The organism is Pseudomonas sp. 3B-A001-10F, assembly GCF_056313565.1.
In genome coordinates this window covers 32,178-47,958 of sequence record NZ_JBQYFW010000034.1, presented here as the reverse complement: position 1 = coordinate 47,958, position 15,781 = coordinate 32,178, and the positions used below count along the sequence as shown (strand labels likewise).

18 protein-coding genes are annotated in these 15,781 nt (G+C 61.1%); 8 read left to right on the top strand and 10 right to left on the bottom strand.

The genetic code is table 11. The features are described 5' to 3' along the window. Positions 1 to 10: 10 nt before the first annotated feature. The 5 genes from AC0ZWN_RS24150 to AC0ZWN_RS24130 all read right to left on the bottom strand — a co-directional run bounded on the left by AC0ZWN_RS24150 (position 11) and on the right by AC0ZWN_RS24130 (position 5,346). Complete coding sequence (locus AC0ZWN_RS24150) at positions 11 to 841, bottom strand: AraC family transcriptional regulator (protein WP_476336853.1); 831 nt, start codon at positions 839 to 841, stop codon at positions 11 to 13. Beyond that, positions 838 to 1,833: a hydrolase gene (locus AC0ZWN_RS24145; protein ID WP_476336851.1), complete on the bottom strand. Its 996-nt coding sequence runs from the start codon at positions 1,831 to 1,833 to the stop codon at positions 838 to 840. The genes AC0ZWN_RS24150 and AC0ZWN_RS24145 overlap by 4 nt, the downstream gene beginning before the upstream one ends. A 63-nt stretch (positions 1,834 to 1,896) precedes the next feature. Continuing rightward, on the bottom strand, positions 1,897 to 2,511 hold the full coding sequence (rsmD, locus tag AC0ZWN_RS24140) for a 16S rRNA (guanine(966)-N(2))-methyltransferase RsmD (protein WP_038358861.1): 615 nt from the start codon (positions 2,509 to 2,511) through the stop codon (positions 1,897 to 1,899). Further along, a complete protein-coding gene (locus tag AC0ZWN_RS24135) occupies positions 2,511 to 3,998 on the bottom strand; it encodes a M16 family metallopeptidase (protein ID WP_476336850.1) in 1,488 nt (495 codons plus the stop codon). The genes rsmD and AC0ZWN_RS24135 overlap by 1 nt, the downstream gene beginning before the upstream one ends. Beyond that, positions 3,991 to 5,346: a M16 family metallopeptidase gene (locus AC0ZWN_RS24130; RefSeq protein ID WP_476336849.1), complete on the bottom strand. Its 1,356-nt coding sequence runs from the start codon at positions 5,344 to 5,346 to the stop codon at positions 3,991 to 3,993. Before AC0ZWN_RS24130 ends, AC0ZWN_RS24135 begins: the two co-directional genes overlap by 8 nt. 344 nt (positions 5,347 to 5,690) lie before the next feature. On the opposite strand from AC0ZWN_RS24130, the gene ftsY reads away from it, so the two are divergent. The 4 genes from ftsY (at position 5,691) to rpoH (ending at position 9,849) form a co-directional block, all read left to right on the top strand. Beyond that, positions 5,691 to 7,190, top strand: a complete 1,500-nt coding sequence (ftsY, locus tag AC0ZWN_RS24125) for a signal recognition particle-docking protein FtsY (protein WP_476336847.1) — start codon at positions 5,691 to 5,693, stop codon at positions 7,188 to 7,190. Then, positions 7,187 to 7,858: a cell division ATP-binding protein FtsE gene (ftsE, locus tag AC0ZWN_RS24120; protein ID WP_008065082.1), complete on the top strand. Its 672-nt coding sequence runs from the start codon at positions 7,187 to 7,189 to the stop codon at positions 7,856 to 7,858. The genes ftsY and ftsE overlap by 4 nt, the downstream gene beginning before the upstream one ends. Further along, positions 7,855 to 8,880: a permease-like cell division protein FtsX gene (gene ftsX, locus AC0ZWN_RS24115; RefSeq protein ID WP_077574909.1), complete on the top strand. Its 1,026-nt coding sequence runs from the start codon at positions 7,855 to 7,857 to the stop codon at positions 8,878 to 8,880. Before ftsE ends, ftsX begins: the two co-directional genes overlap by 4 nt. A gap of 114 nt (positions 8,881 to 8,994) precedes the next feature. After that, positions 8,995 to 9,849 carry an RNA polymerase sigma factor RpoH gene (gene rpoH, locus AC0ZWN_RS24110; RefSeq protein ID WP_003229146.1) on the top strand — a complete coding sequence of 285 codons (855 nt, stop codon included), beginning with the start codon at positions 8,995 to 8,997 and terminating at the stop codon, positions 9,847 to 9,849. A gap of 181 nt (positions 9,850 to 10,030) precedes the next feature. Here rpoH and mtgA read toward each other — a convergent pair whose 3' ends face one another. Then, on the bottom strand, positions 10,031 to 10,753 hold the full coding sequence (gene mtgA / locus AC0ZWN_RS24105) for a monofunctional biosynthetic peptidoglycan transglycosylase (RefSeq protein WP_476336844.1): 723 nt from the start codon (positions 10,751 to 10,753) through the stop codon (positions 10,031 to 10,033). Positions 10,754 to 10,827: 74 nt separating this feature from the next. Between mtgA and AC0ZWN_RS24100 the strand changes: the two genes are divergently transcribed. From AC0ZWN_RS24100 to trmB, 4 genes are all read left to right on the top strand, one after another. Next, positions 10,828 to 11,208, top strand: a complete 381-nt coding sequence (locus AC0ZWN_RS24100; protein WP_476336843.1) for a DUF423 domain-containing protein — start codon at positions 10,828 to 10,830, stop codon at positions 11,206 to 11,208. A gap of 71 nt (positions 11,209 to 11,279) precedes the next feature. After that, positions 11,280 to 11,480 (top strand): sulfur carrier protein ThiS, encoded by a 201-nt coding sequence (gene thiS / locus AC0ZWN_RS24095; protein ID WP_191622628.1) that lies wholly within the window; start codon positions 11,280 to 11,282, stop codon positions 11,478 to 11,480. A gap of 60 nt (positions 11,481 to 11,540) precedes the next feature. After that, positions 11,541 to 12,335: a thiazole synthase gene (locus AC0ZWN_RS24090; RefSeq protein WP_007913621.1), complete on the top strand. Its 795-nt coding sequence runs from the start codon at positions 11,541 to 11,543 to the stop codon at positions 12,333 to 12,335. 9 nt (positions 12,336 to 12,344) lie between these two features. After that, on the top strand, positions 12,345 to 13,070 hold the full coding sequence (gene trmB / locus AC0ZWN_RS24085; RefSeq protein WP_110718034.1) for a tRNA (guanosine(46)-N7)-methyltransferase TrmB: 726 nt from the start codon (positions 12,345 to 12,347) through the stop codon (positions 13,068 to 13,070). Positions 13,071 to 13,201: 131 nt separating this feature from the next. Here the strand turns inward: trmB and AC0ZWN_RS24080 are convergent, their stop codons facing one another. Genes AC0ZWN_RS24080 through AC0ZWN_RS24065 form a run of 4 tightly spaced genes read right to left on the bottom strand, consistent with a single transcriptional unit; the run spans position 13,202 to position 15,777 of the window. Then, a complete protein-coding gene (locus tag AC0ZWN_RS24080; RefSeq protein WP_007913629.1) occupies positions 13,202 to 13,525 on the bottom strand; it encodes a DUF3392 domain-containing protein in 324 nt (107 codons plus the stop codon). Between the two features lie 22 nt (positions 13,526 to 13,547). Beyond that, on the bottom strand, positions 13,548 to 14,753 hold the full coding sequence (gene hemW / locus AC0ZWN_RS24075; RefSeq protein ID WP_476336840.1) for a radical SAM family heme chaperone HemW: 1,206 nt from the start codon (positions 14,751 to 14,753) through the stop codon (positions 13,548 to 13,550). Further along, a complete protein-coding gene (rdgB, locus tag AC0ZWN_RS24070; protein ID WP_476336838.1) occupies positions 14,750 to 15,346 on the bottom strand; it encodes an RdgB/HAM1 family non-canonical purine NTP pyrophosphatase in 597 nt (198 codons plus the stop codon). The genes hemW and rdgB overlap by 4 nt, the downstream gene beginning before the upstream one ends. Then, positions 15,343 to 15,777 carry a DUF4426 domain-containing protein gene (locus AC0ZWN_RS24065; protein WP_476336836.1) on the bottom strand — a complete coding sequence of 145 codons (435 nt, stop codon included), beginning with the start codon at positions 15,775 to 15,777 and terminating at the stop codon, positions 15,343 to 15,345. The genes rdgB and AC0ZWN_RS24065 overlap by 4 nt, the downstream gene beginning before the upstream one ends. Positions 15,778 to 15,781 lie beyond the last annotated feature (4 nt).

Genomic DNA, 15,781 nt, shown 5'->3' with positions numbered 1-15,781 from the left:
CTGCGATCTTTTAGCTTTCCATCCGGGCGCTGCGGTAAGCGGCGGGCCCAACACCATAAGCCTGCTTGAACTGCCGGCTCAAATGGCTCTGATCGGCAAAACCCAGTTGCGTGGCGACCTCCACGGGCAGGCAGCCGTGTTGCAGAAGTGCGCGCGCCTGGGCGATGCGCTGCTGCATCAGCCAGGTGTGCGGCGGCATGCCGGTGGCGCGACGGAACACCCGGGCGAAATGGAAGGGCGACAGATTCACCGCCGCTGCGAGCTCTTCCAGCGATGGCGGCGCCGCCAGTTGCGCGTGCAGCAGTTCTTTGCCCAACAGCACCGCGCGGTGTTCTTTACCCGCTCGACCGGGCACCGGTACTGCCGCATGGCGCTGCAACAGCAGCAACATCATTTCGCGCCACACCGTCTGCTGTTGCAGCGCGGTGGTCGGGCTTTCGAGCAAGCGGTGCAACTGCGCAAAGCCGTTGACCAGATCCGCATCGCGATACAACGTGGCGCCGAACGCCGGCAGGTTGCTGGTGGACAGCTCCAGCTCATCCAGCAGCGAAACGATTTGCGCGGTATCGGGATAAAACGCCCGGTACAGCCAGCCGTCCTCGGTGCCCTTGTGCCCGGTGTGCAGCTCGTCCGGATTGATCAATACCAGCGTGCCGCTGCCCGCCAGATGCTCGGCGCCGCGATAGCGATAACGCTGGGCGCCGGCCATGATCATGCCGATCACATAGCCGTCATGCACATGCGGGGCGAAGCGATGCTCGATGTAGCGCGCCGACAGCAACTCGACCCCGGCCAGCGGCGCGGTTTGCCAGAAGCGGATCGACTCGTCCTGATCGCTCATGCGGACACGCGAGCCAGCCACTGCGGGATGCGTCGTTCCAGGTAGTAACCGGGCTGACGCAGCGAGCCTTCGACAAAGCCGACATGCCCACCGCGTGCCTGCAATTCGAAGACGGTTGACGCCGATAGCTCATTGGCCTGCGGCAAACTGTGCGGGAACACGAACGGATCGTCCGCCGCCTGAATGATCAGGGTCGGCGTGCGGATCTCGCCGAGGAAATAGCGGCTAGAAGCGCGGCGATAGTAATCCTCGGCATCCTCGAACCCGTGCAACGGCGCGGTTACCCGGCCATCGAAATCCCAGAAGGTGCGCATGTTTTCCAGCGAGCCTAGGGCGGCCAGCGCGGCGAGTCCTTCTTTACGCCCGTCGTGTTGAAACTGCCGCTGCTTGTTCTTGATGTAGGCGACCATCTCGCGCATGAAGTGCGCCTGATAGACCTTGGAAAACCCCTGGCCGATGCGGTCGGCGCATTGGTCGAGGCGAAACGGCACTGATACCGCTACGGCGCCGAGCACGCCGCTGGCGCTGCCGGTTTCCCCTAGGTGTTTGAGCAGCACGTTGCCGCCCAGGGAGTAGCCGACGGCATACAGCGGTGCCAGCGGTCGTTTGGCGCGCAGATGTCTGATGGTTTCGGCGAGGTCTTCGCTGGCGCCGGAGTGATAGCTGCGCGGCAGCAAATTCGGTTCGCCAGAGCAGCCGCGCCAGTTCAACGCAACACTGGCCCAGCCTTGATCAGCCAGTGACTTCTGGATGCCCGCTACATAAGGTGAATTGGAGGAACCGGTCAGGCCGTGCAATACCAGCACCAGTGGTGCATCGGCGGTGTGCGGGCCGTGCCAGTCGAGATCGAGAAAGTCGCCATCCTCAAGCCACAGGCGTTCGCGTTCACGCTCGATATGTACGGTTTTGCGCCACAGCGGCCCCCACAATGTTTGCAGGTGCGGATTGCCGAGGCCGAAGGCGGGTTTGAAGCGTTCTGAAGAGGCGGACACGATGGTTCTCGATGCAGAGCGGCGACCCTGTTGGAAGGGGCGCCGCTTATTCAGACCGGTCGGTTAACCGGCGATCTCTGCCGTACGTTGCCACAACGCGTAATAAACCCGGCCGGATTTCTGTTCGCGATGCAGGCGCCAGTTGCCCGGCAGGCCCAGCGTCGATGGCGCCGTTTCGCTTTCAGTGTAGATCCACGAGTCCGGCGCCAGCCACTGGCGCTCTTCGAGCAAGGTGCAGACGGCAGGCAGCAGGTTCTGGTTGAACGGCGGGTCGAGGAATACCAGGTCGAACGGTGTTGCGGTCTGGGTTTCCAGATAACGCAGGGCGTCGGCGGTCTGCACCTGGCCGTTGGTGCAGCGCAGGGTGCCGAGGTGTTCTTTCAGGCTGGACACCGCAATGTTGCTGGCATCCAGCGCCTGACCCATGGCTGCGCCACGGGACAGCGCTTCGAGAAACAGCGCGCCACTGCCGGCGAACGGATCAAGCACCTTGGCCCCTTCAACGTACGGTGCGAGCCAGTTGAACAAGGTTTCACGCACGCGATCCGGCGTCGGGCGCAGGCCCGGTGCGTCGGGGAAGCTCAGCTTGCGGCTGCGCCATTGGCCGCCAATGATGCGCAACTGGTTCACACCGTTGTGGACGTTTTGCGCAGGTTTTTTAGGCGATCGGGTAGCCATTAGTGCTCCGGAACCCCGAGCGGTTGCTCGGCAGGTTTATCAGATGGGGCCGGTAACGGCTTTTGCGGCACGGTCGGGCCAGCGGTGACGATGACCATTTTGTCCGTGCTCAGGTGTTTGTTCAGAGCGTCGCGGACTTGTTCCACGGTCAGGCTTTGCGACTGACGCATGAAGTCGTCCAGATAGCTCAGCGGCAGATTATAGAAGCCCATCGCGCCGAGTTGGCCGACGATATCGGCATTGCTCGCGGTGGACAGCGGGAAACTGCCGGCCAGTTCGCGTTTGGCGTCGTCGAGTTCCTTCTGCGTCGGCCCGGTTTTCAGGTAATCGGCAAGCACGTCCTGCACCAGTTTCAGGGTGCCTTCGCTCATTTCCGCGCGGGTCTGCAGGTTGATCATGAACGGGCCACGTACCTGCATCGGGCTGAACGCCGAGTACACGCCGTAGGTCAGGCCGCGCTTCTCGCGCACTTCACTCATCAGGCGCGTGCCGAAACCGCCGCCACCGAGGATCTGGTTGCCCATCGACAGCGCGGCGTAATCCGGATCGTCACGGTCGATACCCAGTTGCGCGATCATCAGATTGGTCTGCTTCGACGGGAACTCGATATGGCCTGTGCTGGCCTTCGGTTCCTGTGGCTGAGCGATCTTCGCCAGCGCCGGGCCTTTCGGCAGGGCAGAAGAGACCTGATTGGCAATTGCTTCGGCGTCCGCCCGCGACAGGTCGCCGACCAGCGCGATCACCACGTTGCCAGCTGCGTAGGCCTTGGCGTGGAACTCACGCAACTGCGCGAGGGTGATCTTCGGCACGCTCTGCGGGTTACCGTCACTCGAATGCGCGTACGGGTGATCGCCGTACAAGCGCTTCATCAGCTCAAGGCTGGCGAGTTTGCCGGGGTTCTGTTTCTGGTATTCGAAACCGGCGAGCAGCTGGTTCTTGATGCGTTCGAACGAATCGGCCGGGAAGGTCGGTTTGCCAACCACTTCCGAAAACAGCTTCAGCGCCGGTTCACGCTTGTCGGCGGCACTCAAGCTGCGTAGCGAAGCCAGCGCCATGTCCTTGAAAGCACCGTTGCCGAAATCCGCACCGAGGCCTTCGAAGCCTTGCGCGATGGCGCCGACGTCTTTACCGGCGACACCTTCGTTGAGCATTGCGTTGGTCAGCACCGCCAGACCCGACGCGCTGCCGTCCTGGCTGCTGCCGGCGGCGAAGATCAGGCGCATGTCGAACATCGGCAGTTCATGGGCTTCGACGAGCAATACTTTGGCACCCTCGGCGGTGTTCCAGGTTTGCACGTCGAGTTTGCGGCTGGCCGGGGCCTTGCCGTCGAGTTCGGTCAGTGATTGCAGCTTCTGGCTGGTCTTGGCGTTGTCGAGGGCTTCGCTGGCATTGCTGTCAGCGCCAGGCGACAGGTAGAGCGCGGCAGAGCCGATCACCGCCACGGCGATCAGGCCGAGCAGCAGGCGTGGGGATTTGCGCTTACTCATGAGTCGTCTCCAGTGGCAGGACGTGGGCGACGCTGAGACGTTCGCGGGTGAAATACAGTTTGGCGGCGTTCTGGATGTCTTGCGGGGTCACGCTTTCCAGATCGGCCAGTTCGGTGTCCATCAGTTTCCACGACAGACCTACGGTCTCAAGTTGACCGATGGCGGTGGCCTGGCTGGTGATCGAATCACGTTCGAAGACCAGACCGGCAATCACTTGTGCTCGCACGCGCTCCAGTTCTTCAGCGGACGGCGCGGTGGTTTTCAGCTGTTCCAACAGCTTCCACAGACCTGCCTCGGCTTGCGCGATGGTCTTTTTCTTCTGGGTGTTCGGGGTTGCCGACAGGGTGAACAGGCTGTCGCCACGGGTATAGGCGTCGTAGCTCGACGAACCGCCGGAGACCAGTTCTTCGCCGCGCTCCAGTTGCGTCGGGATGCGCCCGCTGTAACCGCCGTCGAGCAGGGCCGAGATCAGGCGCAGGGCGTTGACCGAGCGCTTGTCTTCAGCCGTGGCAATGCTTGGCACGTTGAAACCGAGCATCAAGCTAGGCAACTGAGTCTGCACGTGCAGGGTGATCTGGCGTTCGCCGGGTTCGGCGAGTTCCAGCGGCTTTTTCGCCGGTGGCACGTCGCGCTTGGCGATCGGGCCGAAATAGCGTTGAGCGAGGGTTTTCACCTCGTCCGGGGTCACGTCGCCGACCACCACCAGCGTGGCGTTGTTCGGCACGTACCAGGATTGGTACCAGTGGCGCAGCTCCTCGACTTTCATCCGGTCGAGGTCGGCCATCCAGCCGATGGTCGGCGTATGGTAACCGCTGGCCGGGTAAGCCATGGCCTTGTAGCGCTCGTAGGCCTTGGACATCGGCTTGTCATCGGTGCGCAAACGGCGCTCTTCCTTGATGACTTCGATTTCCTTGGTGAACTCGTCGGCCGGCAGGCGCAGATTGGCCATGCGGTCGGCTTCCAGTTCGAAGGCGACGCCCAGACGGTCGCGGGCCAGCACCTGGTAATAAGCGGTGAAATCGTCGCTGGTGAAGGCGTTCTCTTCGGCGCCGAGGTCACGCAGGATCAGCGAGGCTTCGCCGGGACCGACTTTTTCACTGCCCTTGAACATCATGTGCTCAAGCGCGTGGGACAGACCGGTCTGGCCCGGGGTTTCGTAGCTGGAACCGACCTTGTACCAGACCTGCGAGACCACCACCGGTGCGCGATGGTCTTCGCGCACGACGACCTTGAGGCCGTTGTCGAGGGTGAATTCATGAGTCGGTTGCGGGTCGGCCGCCAAGGCCGAAAGGGGCAGGCAGACTGTGCTGAGCAGCAGGCCTGCGGCGCGGCGGGCTAGAGCATTCATTCGTTTTTTAACCTGTTGGGCTGCCCGCTTGGTCTTAGCGTCGGCGGGCGAGAGGGTGCTAGGATACTGATCCGTTTTACCGGCGACCACGCCTATCAGGTTTTCAGACCTGATCTGGCTGAATGGGTTTGCGGCAGAAAGCTACGGTTTATCGACTAAACTTCGCTTTTTCGCCGAATTTGCCGGTTTAGTCCTTCGTTTATACGATTCTTTGAGGTGCCGCTGGCGCCTCGACAAAATGTTGCGCGTGAACAAGCTGGATGAAACACAGTCTGTTCTGCATCGAATATTTATTTGCCGGGGCGCCCTTATGGCGCGTCGCTACCGTGAGATAGCCGTCCTCCATGTTTGGTTCCAACGACGACAAGAAGACCCCAGCTGCGGCTGGCGAGAAGAAAAGCCTGTTCGGATGGCTGCGTAAGAAACCGCAGGAACCCGTCGTCGAACAGCCGCCGGTGATTCCTGAGCCAGCGCCAGCGCCGGCTCCAGTCATAGAAGAAGAGCCGGCACCGATTGTGCTGCCGATTGCCGAGCCGGTGTTGCAACCGGTTGAGCCAGAGCCTGAAGCGCCTGTGGCGGCTGAGCTACCACTGACTCCTGCGGCTGAACCGTGGCTCACCTTGCCGGTGGCGGAAGAGCCGGTGGCGTTGGTTGAAGACGCTACGCCACACATCACCCCGGAAATTCCAGCGCCTGCTGCGATGGTGCCCGAAGTGACTCGGGCGCCTGTGGTTGAGCCGGTTGTCGAGCCTGCGCCGGTTGTTGCTGAGCCTGTTGCGCCGGCGTTTGTCGCTCCGGTCGTTCAACAGCCCGAGCCTGCACCTGCACCTGCACCGGTCGTCGCTGCGCCAGTTGTGCCGGTTGAAGTGGTTACCGAGGCCCCAGTCGAAGCCCCGCGCACCGAAGAAACCAAAGCCGGTTTCTTCGCCCGCCTCAAGCAAGGCCTGTCGAAAACCAGCGCCAGCATCGGCGAGGGCATGGCCAGCCTGTTCCTCGGCCGCAAAACCATCGATGACGATCTGCTCGATGACCTCGAAACCCGTCTGCTCACCGCCGACGTCGGTGTCGAAGCCACCACGCAGATCATCCAGCGCCTGACCCAGAAGGTCGCCCGCAAAGAGCTGGCCGACGCCGACGCGCTGTACAAATCCCTGCAGGCCGAGCTGGCGGCGATGCTCAAGCCGGTCGAACAACCGCTGAAAATCGTTTCGCAGAACAAACCGTTCGTGATTCTGGTGGTTGGCGTCAACGGCGCCGGCAAAACCACCACCATTGGCAAACTGGCGAAGAAGCTGCAACTGGAAGGCAAGAAAGTCATGCTCGCCGCCGGTGACACTTTCCGCGCCGCTGCCGTGGAACAGCTGCAAGTCTGGGGCGAGCGCAACAAGATCCCGGTCATCGCCCAGCACACCGGCGCCGACTCGGCTTCAGTGATCTTCGACGCCGTGCAGGCCGCCAAGGCCCGTGGTATCGATGTATTGATCGCTGACACTGCCGGTCGCCTGCACACCAAAGACAACCTGATGGAAGAACTGAAAAAAGTTCGCCGGGTGATCGGCAAGCTCGACGCCGACGCGCCGCACGAAGTGCTGCTGGTGCTCGACGCCGGTACTGGTCAGAACGCCATCAACCAGGCCAAACAATTCAACCAGACCGTCGAACTGACCGGCCTGGCGCTGACCAAGCTCGACGGTACCGCCAAGGGCGGCGTGATTTTCGCCCTCGCCAAGCAGTTCGGCCTGCCGATCCGCTACATCGGCGTCGGTGAAGGCATCGACGATTTGCGTACCTTTGAAGCCGAACCCTTTGTCCAGGCACTGTTTGCCGAGCGGGAGCGTTCATGATTCGTTTCGAACAGGTCGGTAAACGCTACCCGAATGGTCACGTCGGCTTGCATGAGCTGAGCTTTCGAGTCCGTCGTGGCGAGTTCTTGTTTGTCACCGGCCACTCCGGCGCCGGTAAATCCACCTTGTTACGCCTTTTGCTGGCGATGGAACGTCCGACCAGCGGCAAACTGCTGCTGGCCGGGCAAGACCTGAGCACCATCAGTAACGCGCAGATTCCGTTCCTGCGTCGGCAGATCGGCGTGGTGTTCCAGAATCACCAACTGCTGTTCGATCGCACGGTGTTCAACAACGTCGCCTTGCCGCTGCAGATTCTCGGGCTGTCCAAGGCCGAAATCGCCAAGCGTGTCGATTCGGCGCTGGAGCGCGTGGCGCTGTCGGATAAAACCGATCTGTACCCGGGCGACCTGTCCACCGGTCAGCAACAGCGCGTCGGCATCGCCCGCGCCATCGTGCACCGCCCGGCCTTGCTGCTGGCGGACGAACCGACCGGTAACCTCGACCCGCGTCTGGCGGCGGAAATCATGGGCGTGTTCGAAGACATCAACCGTCTGGGCACCAGCGTGCTGATCGCCAGTCACGACCTGGCACTGATCGCGCGCATGCGTCACCGCATGCTGACCCTGCAACGCGGCCGATTGATTGGCGACGGGGAGGCCGGAGAATGAGTGCGACACGCAGTCCGAAGGTTTCCGAGCGCGTGGCGCCGAAAGCCGCCGATCCGCAACCACCGAAGAAGAAAAAACACGACGAAGACGATGGCCCGGACTTCGCAACGCTGTTCCGTGCCTGGGTCGAAAGCCATCGCGCCAGTCTGCTCGACAGCCTGCGTCGTCTCGGCAAGCAGCCGATCGGCAGCTTCTTCACCTGCATGGTGATGGCGGTCGCGCTGAGTCTGCCAATGGGCTTGTCCCTGTTGCTCAACAACGTCGAGCGTCTTGGCGGTTCGTGGCAGCGTGCGGCGCAGATTTCGCTGTATCTGCAACTCGACGCCAGCCCGGAGCAGGGCGAGTCGTTGCGCGAGCAGATCAAAGGCATGCCCGGCGTAGCGGATGCTGAATATGTCGGCCGCGATCAGGCGCTGGAAGAGTTTCAGCAGCAATCCGGGTTGGGCGAAGCCCTGCGCGAGCTGCCGGAGAACCCGTTGCCGGGCGTGGTGCTGGTCACCCCGAATGAGGTCGACAAGCCGACGCTGGAAGCATTAAGACAAAAACTTTCCGAATTGCCCAAGGTACAACAGGCGCAACTTGATCTAGTCTGGGTCGAGCGTTTGGCCGCGATCCTCAAGCTTGGCGATCGTTTTGTCTTCGGTCTGACGGTGCTGCTGGTTTCTGCATTACTTTTGGTGATAGGCAATACCATTCGTCTTCATATTGAAAACCGCCGCACCGAGATAGAAGTGATTAAACTCGTCGGCGGCACTGACAGTTATGTGCGTCGCCCTTTCCTTTATATGGGCGCGTTGTATGGCTTCGGTGCGGGGCTACTGTCCTGGGGTGTATTGGCGTTCGGCCTGAACTGGCTGAACGATGCGGTGGTTGGGCTGGCCGGTTTGTACGGCAGCGATTTCGCTCTGGCCGGAGTGCCAGTTGCCGACGGTCTGTCGCTCTTGCTTGGCGCGGTGCTGTTGGGTTATATCGGTGCATGGATTGCAGTCGCACGCCATCTCAGGGAGCTGGCGCCGAAGTAGAATCTTTTTTGCGCGTGATTGACCTCGCGGTTTTTTGGGAACTTGTATTTGAGTTCCCGGTCAATTTTTCGCAGTGCTGAGAAGCACGAGTATGTAAGTGGGAGGTTTTTTCGTATGACCAATTCTTTGCAACCTGCGTATGCGTTGGTTCCGGGTGCGAACCTGGAAGCCTACGTGCACACCGTCAACAGCATTCCATTGCTGACGCCGGAGCAGGAGCGTGAACTGGCCGAGAGTCTCTACTATGAGCAGGATTTGGGGGCGGCTCGGCAGATGGTGCTCGCCCACCTGCGTTTTGTCGTACACATTGCCCGTAGCTATTCCGGCTACGGTCTGGCTCAGGCTGACCTGATCCAGGAAGGTAACGTCGGCCTGATGAAGGCCGTGAAGCGCTTCAACCCGGAAATGGGTGTGCGTCTGGTGTCGTTCGCCGTGCACTGGATCAAGGCGGAAATTCACGAGTTCATCCTGCGCAACTGGCGCATTGTGAAAGTCGCGACCACCAAGGCCCAGCGCAAGCTGTTCTTCAACCTGCGCAGCCAGAAAAAACGTCTGGCGTGGCTGAACAACGAGGAAGTCCACCGTGTGGCGGAAAGCCTCGGCGTAGAGCCGCGTGAAGTGCGCGAAATGGAAAGTCGCCTGACCGGCCACGACATGGCCTTCGACCCGGCTGCTGAAGCCGACGACGACAGCGCTTTCCAGTCGCCGGCCAACTACCTGGAAGACCACCGGTACGACCCGGCGCGTCAACTGGAAGATGCCGACTGGAGCGACAACTCCAATCACAACCTGCACGAAGCGCTGGAAGTGCTGGACGAACGTAGCCGCGACATCCTCTACCAGCGCTGGCTGGCAGAAGAGAAAGCCACGCTGCACGACCTGGCGCAGAAGTACAACGTGTCGGCCGAGCGGATCCGTCAGCTCGAGAAGAGCGCGATGAACAAGCTCAAGTTGTCGATCGCCGCATAACCGGCGAGCAGGCAATAAAAAACGCCCCGATCAGCGATGATCGGGGCGTTTTCATTTCAGGCTTCACACAAAATCCATGTGGGAGCGAGCTTGCTCGCGAAAGCGGAGAGTCAGTCACCGCCACTGCTGAATGATCCACCGCATTCGCGAGCAAGCTCGCTCCCACAGGGGATCTTCAGCGTTATTCAGACCAAGGTGCGCGGCGCGAATCGTTGAGCCCCAACAGATAACTATCCCCACCCAGCTGACTCATCTGCTGACGAATCCACCCGGCCCGGCGCGAGACATAAGCGGTCGGATGGCTAGCACTCCAGACACGCGGATTGGGCAGAACAGCCGCCAGATAACTCGCCTGCTGCCGCGACAACGACTTCGCGCTCACACCAAAGTGATGGCGGGCTGCGGCTTCGGCGCCAAACACCCCGTCATCCCACTCGACGCTGTTGAGATACACCTCAAGAATCCGCTGCTTGGGCCAGAACACCTCGATCAGCGCGGTAAACCACGCCTCCAGGCCTTTACGCAGATAGCTGCGGCCGGCCCACAGAAACAGGTTTTTCGACACCTGCTGGCTCAAGGTGCTGGCGCCGCGAATCGACCCGCCAAGCTCGTTGTGAGCCAACGCTGCCTGGATCGCACTGAAATCAAAGCCCCAATGCTCGGGAAACTTCTGATCCTCACCGGCCATGACCGCGACTTTGAGGTCGTCGGAGATCTCGTCCCACGGCTTCCACGTGCGTTGCAGGTCAATTGGCTCACCGTCGACCCAGGACTCGATCTTGCGTTCGACCATCAACGCCGTACCCGGCGGCGGCACGAAGCGAAACACCAGCACCAGCAAGACGCTGCCGCCGGCGAACCAGAGCAGGGCCTTCGTGAGACGACGGAAAATAGTACGCAGCATAGAGATGGCTTGGCCGAACCGGTGGAGCGGGCCATTATACAGACCCTGCCGATCGCGTCTGACTGGAGTTCCCAATGCTGCGTGGCTTTTTGATGCTGGCCGCTTTTTTCGGTTTCACCGGTGTTGCGTTGGGCGCATTCGCCGCCCATGGCCTGAAAAACCGCCTGACACCCGAGTATCTGGCGATCTTCCATACCGGCGTCACCTATCAATTGGTGCACACCTTGGCGCTGTTTGGTGTGGCGCTGTTGGCCACGCAGATTCAGGGTCGACTGGTCACTTGGGCTGGCGTTTCCTTCACCGTCGGCATCCTGCTGTTCTCCGGCAGCCTGTACGTGCTGACCACCACCGGCATCAGCAAACTCGGCATCATCACTCCGTTCGGCGGTCTGGCATTTCTGGCCGGTTGGGTTTGCCTAGGCCTCGCCGCCTGGCGCCTGCAACCAACCGCTTGACGCTTGGTGCTGACCTTTAGGTCATGATCGGGCTAGAATGCCAGCCCCTAAAAATGATGGCGGCGTTGCGCATGCGCATTCAGTTGAACGGCGAATCCCTTGAACTGCCCGACGGCGAGACCGTTGCGGCCCTGATCACTCGTCTGGAACTGACCGGACGTCGAGTGGCAGTCGAACTCAATCTGGATATCGTCCCGCGCAGCCAGCATGCCGACACCATGCTCAACGACGGCGACAACGTTGAAGTGGTGCACGCCATCGGCGGCGGCTGATCGCCCGCCCCGCAAGGGCACAGAATTCTGCAAGACCCTCACTCCTAAAGAGGATTCCCCATGAGCATCGTTCGTAGCGACAAGCCTTTTGTGCTGGCCGGTCGTACTTACCAGTCGCGTTTGCTGGTCGGTACCGGCAAGTACCGTGACATGGAAGAAACCCGTCAGGCCATCGAAGCCTCGGGTGCCGAGATCGTCACATTCGCCGTGCGCCGCACCAACCTGGGCCAGATCGAAGGCGAGCCGAACCTGCTCGACGTGCTGTCGCCGGAGCGTTACACCTTCCTGCCGAACACCGCCGGTTGCTACGACGCCATCGAAGCCGTGCGCACCTGCCGCCTGGCCCGTGAGCTGCTCGATGGTCACAATCTGGTGAAGCTGGAAGTGCTGGCCGACCAGAAGACCCTGTTCCCTAACGTCATCGAAACCCTTAAGGCCGCAGAAACGCTGGTCAAGGAAGGCTTCGACGTGATGGTGTACACCAGCGATGACCCGATTATCGCCCGGCAACTGGCGGAAATCGGCTGTATCGCGGTCATGCCGCTGGCCGGCCTGATCGGTTCCGGTCTGGGGATCTGCAACCCGTACAACCTGCAGATCATCCTCGAAGAAGCCAAAATCCCTGTGCTGGTCGATGCCGGTGTCGGCACTGCGTCCGATGCGACCATCGCCATGGAACTGGGTTGCGATGCGGTGCTGATGAACTCGGCCATCGCCCACGCCCAGCAGCCGGTGATGATGGCTGAAGCCATGAAACACGCCATCGTTGCAGGCCGTCTGGCCTACCTCGCTGGCCGTATGCCGAAAAAACTCTATGCCAGCGCCTCTTCGCCGCTGGATGGTCTGATCAAGTAAGAGCCATTGATGACTGAATCGAACGACACGCCTATCCAGACGGAAGAAGGCGACGAGCGCCAACACCGCCGCATCAAGAGTTTCGTGATGCGCGCCGGGCGCATGACCGAAGGCCAGCAACGCGGTCTGGATCAGGGCGCGCCGCTTTACGTGCTGCCGCTGGCCGACGCCCCGGTGGATTACGATCAAGTGTTCGGCCGTTCGGCACCGCGCTCGCTGGAGATCGGTTTCGGCATGGGCCACTCGCTGCTGGAAATGGCAGCGGCCGCACCAGATCAGGATTTCATCGGCGTTGAAGTGCACCGTCCGGGTGTCGGCGCGCTGCTCAATGGCGTGCTGACGCAAGGCCTGACCAACCTGCGCGTCTACGATTGCGACGCGATCGAAGTGCTCAACCGCTGCATCGCCGACAACAGCCTCGATCGCCTGATGCTGTTCTTCCCGGACCCATGGCACAAGAGCCGTCACCACAAGCGTCGTATCGTTCAGGCCTCGTTCGCTGAACTGGTGCGCAGCAAGTTGAAGGTTGGCGGCATCCTGCACATGGCCACCGACTGGGAACCGTACGCCGAGTACATGCTGGAAGTGATGAACGTCGCCCCGGGCTATCGCAACCTCGCCGAAGACGGCAAGTGCGTACCACGCCCGGCCGAACGCCCGATCACCAAGTTCGAACGCCGCGGCGAACGTCTTGGCCACGGCGTGTGGGACCTGAAGTTCGAAAAACTCGCTTAAGCATCACGCAATAAAAACTGTGGGAGCGAGCCTGCTCGCGAAAGCGGTCTGACAGTCAACGATGATGTTGAATGTTAAGACGCCTTCGCGAGCAGGCTCGCTCCCACAGTTGTTTTGGGGTGTTTGCGGAATCAGCGGCGGTCGGCGACGACGCCGATGAGGACGAGGACTACCAGCAACACAGGCGCCAGGCTGTAGTTATTGAACTGGCTCAAACCCTTGATCACCCACGGCGTGGCGTAGATCAGCGCGGCGCCGCTACCGATCACGCACAGTAGGGCCATCAGTGGCACACGCAGGGCGCCGGCGATGCTGCCCAAGCGTTGCTCGACCCAGCCTTTGAAGTCGGCGCCGAACAGCACCAGCAGGCAGCCCACCAGGGCCAGAGCGATTTCCGAGAGGTTGCTGCGGCTCCAGCGGGAGACGGTGGCGAGCAGGTCGAGTATCAAATCCATGCGTTTTCCCTTGGGACTGAAGTCAGGTCAGAAATTGTTGCAGCAAGTCGTTGAGAAACAGCTGTCCGCGCTCGGTGGCCGCCAGACGTGACGGTTCGACCTGCAACAGACCGCTTTGTTCTGCCGCGGCCCGGCCTTCAGCGAGGCTTTCCAGCGACAGCCCGGTGCGCTCAGGATACAGGCGCGATTCGACGCCTGCGGTCAGGCGCAAAGCGTTCATCAGAAACTCGAACGGCATCTCGTCGTTGGTCAGCGCTTTCTCGCCGGCCTGAAAGCTTTTTGCCGGGTTGAGATAGTCCTTCGGCAAACGGGTTTTCCAGGTGCGAACGATGCGTCCGTCCGGGTGGCTGAGCTTGCCATGCGCGCCCGCGCCAATGCCGATGAAGTCGCCAAAACTCCAGTAATTGAGGTTGTGCCGCGCTGGCCGGCCCGCCTGGGCATAAGCCGACACTTCGTATTGCGCATAACCGTGTTCCGCCAGCAGCGCTTGCCCGGCCTCTTGAATGTCCCACAGCGTGTCATCTTCCGGCAGCACCGGCGGCTGGTTCCAGAACACGGTGTTCGGCTCCAGCGTCAGCTGATACCAGGAAATGTGCGTTGGATTCAGCGCGATGGCCTGGCGCAGATCGCTGAGGGCATCGTCCAGCGACTGATCGGGCAAACCGTGCATCAAGTCGAGGTTGAAGTTATCGAACCCGGCCTGCCGCGCCATACCGGCCGCGCGTACCGCTTCGTCACCGTTGTGAATCCGCCCCAGCGCCTTGAGCTTTTCCTGCTGGAAGCTCTGGATGCCGATCGACAGGCGATTGATCCCCAGCTTGCGGTACGCGACGAACTTCTCTTGCTCGAAGGTCCCAGGGTTGGCTTCCAGAGTGATTTCGATGTCGTGGGCAAACGGAATCCGCTGTTCGACGCCTTCCAGCAGCCGCCCGAGGGCTTCGGCGCTGAACAGGCTCGGCGTGCCGCCACCAAAGAAGATCGAACTGATTTCACGACCGTACACGGCGTGCAGATCCTGATCGAGATCGGCCAGCAGCGCATCAACGTATTCCTGCTCCGGCAACACCGGGCTGGCAGTGTGCGAGTTGAAATCACAATACGGGCATTTGCGCACACACCACGGGATGTGGATGTACAGCGCCAGGGGCGGCAGCGTTGGCAGCGGCGCCCGAGGCGAAGAAGCGGCACCGCCGATGATCAGCGACGACGCGGAGGGGCTGTCGGTCATTTCAGGCCCAGACGCTGGCGCAACAAATCCATTGCACGGGCGCGGTGGCTGATCTGGTTCTTGTCGGCCGGACTCAGTTCGGCGCTGGACACATCCCGCTCCGGCACCCAGAACAGCGGGTCATAACCGAAACCGTGTTCGCCGCTGGCAGCGGTGAGGATGCGCCCGTGCCACAGGCCTTCGCAGAGAATCGGCAACGGATCGTCAGCGTGACGCACCAGCGCCAGCACGCAAACGAACTGCGCACCGCGCTCGGCTTCCGGCACATCTTTCAGTGCATCGAGCAATTTGGCATTGTTCGCCGCATCGCCCTGGCCGTCGGCATAACGCGCCGAATAGATGCCTGGCGCACCGCCAAGGAAATCCACCGCCAGACCGGAATCGTCGGCCAGTGCCGGCAACCCGGAAATGCGTGCGGCGTTGCGTGCCTTGAGGATCGCATTCTCGACGAACGACAGACCGGTTTCTTCCGGCTCGACCTTGCTCCACTCGCCAATCGAGCGCAGTTGCACCGAATCGCCGAGCATGGCCTGGAGTTCTTTGAGTTTGCCGGCGTTATGGCTGGCCAGTACGAGCTGCTTGATGTTCATCATTCGCCGGGAAAGAGTTCTTGGTTGAAATTGATGGTGTTGATCTTGTCGCCGTTCTGCACCTTGATTTCAAAGGTGCGGGTTTCCTGCTGAGGCACCGGGTACTGGGCGATGTAATAGATCGCGCCCTGTTCGGTGATCTGGCGGAAATTCAGCGGCACGCTCTGGCTGGTCAGGTCTTTGACAGTGCCGGTGACGTTGGCGATCAGTGGTTTGCCGTCCTTGATCACCGAGACATTGATCACGCCCTGATTTTTGCTGCGAATCAGTTCAGCCGCCTTGGCGATGTCCGGCGTCAGAAACGTCGAGTTGAAAGTGTTGTAGTGCACCGTGACATCGCCGAAGGTTTCCTTGCGCTCGCCCTTGATGACGTCGGCCGCTATGGCGCTGGCGCTCAGGCAGGCAGTCAATAACAACAACGCTAAACGACCCATGATC